The sequence below is a fragment of the Bradyrhizobium sp. genome (assembly GCF_016462955.1).
Lineage (GTDB): Bacteria > Pseudomonadota > Alphaproteobacteria > Rhizobiales > Xanthobacteraceae > Bradyrhizobium.
In genome coordinates, this window is sequence record NZ_JAEMSD010000189.1 from 1 (window position 1) to 2,300 (window position 2,300).

At 66.4% G+C, this 2,300-nt stretch carries 2 protein-coding genes; both read right to left on the reverse strand.

Annotated features, from left to right (window positions below; genetic code table 11):
* Positions 1-1,364: AAA family ATPase (locus JHD07_RS19675; RefSeq protein WP_291624881.1), on the reverse strand; the 1,364-nt coding region annotated here is incomplete at its 3' end.
* Positions 1,365-1,581: 217 nt separating this feature from the next.
* The gene (locus tag JHD07_RS19680; protein ID WP_291624905.1) at positions 1,582-2,238 is read right to left on the reverse strand and encodes a DsbA family protein; all 657 of its coding nucleotides are present in this window, start codon (positions 2,236-2,238) and stop codon (positions 1,582-1,584) included.
* Between the last annotated feature and the right edge of the window lie 62 nt (positions 2,239-2,300).

Here is a 2,300-nt window from a genome sequence, read left to right on the forward strand (position 1 = left end):
GCCGCCAGCGTCTCTTCCGCGGTCTCGACCAGCGCGGTCAGATCGTCAAGATCGCCGAAGCCGCCAGTCGCCTCAGTGAGCTTCTGCTCTTCCGCCGCGACGTTCGCAATCTCCTGGTCGAGCCGGGCGAGCTTGTCGCGGTGGGTGCGGACGTTGGCCTCGAGCTGGTTGCGCTTGGCGGTGAGGTCGGCGAGCGCGGTGGTGAGCTCGGCAAACTGCTGCTCGGTCTCGGTCAGCACCGCCTCGGCCTCGGCGACGCGCTCGTCGACGCCGGAGCGCTTTTCGACACGCGACTTGATCTCTTCCTTCAGCTCGGCGTCTTCGGCGTCGAGCCGCTGCAGCGCGACGTCGGCATCCATGGTCTGCTGCTGGGCGCGGGAAATATCGCCCTCGAACTGGGCGAGGCGGCGCTCGAGCTCGGCGACGCGCTCCTTGGCGCGCTCTTCCTCACGGTCGAGCTGCTCGCGGGCATTGGTCAGGCGCTGCAGGCCGGCGGCGGCGCGCGCTTCCGCATCGCGCAGCGCCGGCATCTCGGCGGCGCGGATCGCCTGGATGCGGGCGGCTTCGGCCTGGTGCTGGGTGCGCTCCGCCATCTCGCGCACGGCGAGATCATGGGTCTGGCCGGATTCGTTGACGTCGGCATGGGCGCCGATCCAGCGCAGGTGGAACAGTGTGGCTTCGGCCTTGCGAACCTTGGCCGCGACCTCGCGGTAGCGCACGGCCTGGCGGGCTTGCTTCTTGAGGCCTTCCATCTGGCCGGAGAGCTGGCCGATCACGTCCTCGACGCGGGTGAGGTTCGTTTCGGCCGCCTTCAGCCGTAGCTCGGCTTCGTGGCGGCGGGCATGCAGGCCGGCGACGCCCGCGGCGTCTTCCAGCACGCGGCGGCGCTGCTCGGGCTTGGCCTGGATGATCTCGCCGATCTTGCCCTGGTGGACGAGGGCGGGCGAGCGCGCGCCGGTCGCGGCATCTGCGAACAGGATCTGCACGTCGCGGGCGCGCACGTCGCGGCCGTTGATGCGGTAGACCGAACCGGCCTCGCGCTCGATGCGACGGGAGATCTCGAGAAGCTGGCTGTCGTTCACCGCCGCCGGCGCGGTGCGATCGGCGTTGTCGATCGTCATAGTCACTTCGGCGTGGTTGCGCGCAGGACGATTGCCGGAGCCTGCGAAGATCACGGCGTCCATGTCGGCGGCGCGCAGCGACTTGTACGATGTCTCGCCCATCGCCCAGCGCAACGCTTCGACGAGATTCGACTTGCCGCAGCCGTTGGGGCCGACCACGCCGGTCAAGCCGGGCTCGATGACGAAGTCCGTGGGCTCAACGAAGGACTTGAAGCCGTGTAGGCGCAGGCGGGTGATTTTCATAAAGCACGCATCTCTGTTGGCAGGCGCGAATCCCCTGCCGGGACAATACCATGGAAGGCATGTCGCTATCCGGGGCGAGTCGCGCGAGGCGCCTCATGCGGCTGGACAATGGCCGCGCTATGCCGCGAGGGCAACCGGCGAAAGCCGCTTTTCCCAAGGGATTTATGCCGGCAACGATCGGGCTTTCGAGATGCGAATCAGAGTCTTGACGAGCGAATCAGCTTTTCAGGAGCGGATTGATCTTCTTGGCGAACTCCTCGAACGAGGTCTCGCCCTTGATCTTCTCGCCGTTGATGAAGAAGGTCGGCGTCGAATCCACCTTGAGCACGTCGCTGGCATATTTCTGGTCGGCGGCGATCTTGTCGAGCAGCGCCTGGTCCTTCAGGCAGGCCTCGACCTGCGCTTGCGTGAGGCCGGCCTGCTTGCCGATCCGCGTCAGGGTCTCCGTGGTGTTCTTCATCACCCAGTCGCTCTGCTGGCGGAACAGCATGTCTGTGACCGCGAAATATTTCGGCGCGTCGTCCTTGGCGATGCAGCGCGACAGCATCGAGCCCGCGGCGGCTTTGATGTCGAGCGGGAATTCGCGGAAGATGTAACGCACCTTGCCGGTGTCGATGTATTCCGTCTTGATCTTGGGGAACACCTGCTCGTTGAAGGTCGCGCAATGCGGGCAGGTCATCGAGGCGTATTCGGTGATGGTGACGGCGGCATCCTTCGGGCCGAGTGCCATGTCCGGCAGCGACACCGGCTTGGCCACATCGGCGGCCGACTGCGCCATCGCGTCCGAGATGAACCGCAGCGGCGAGAGCCCGGCGAACGCGGCAAGCCCGGTCAGCGACAGCATCGTGGTGAAGACGCGGCGGGTGATGATCAAGGTCGGCTCCCGGTATTGGCAGGGTATCGCCCGAGGTTCCCCTTCGGACGGCCTGTCGCTAG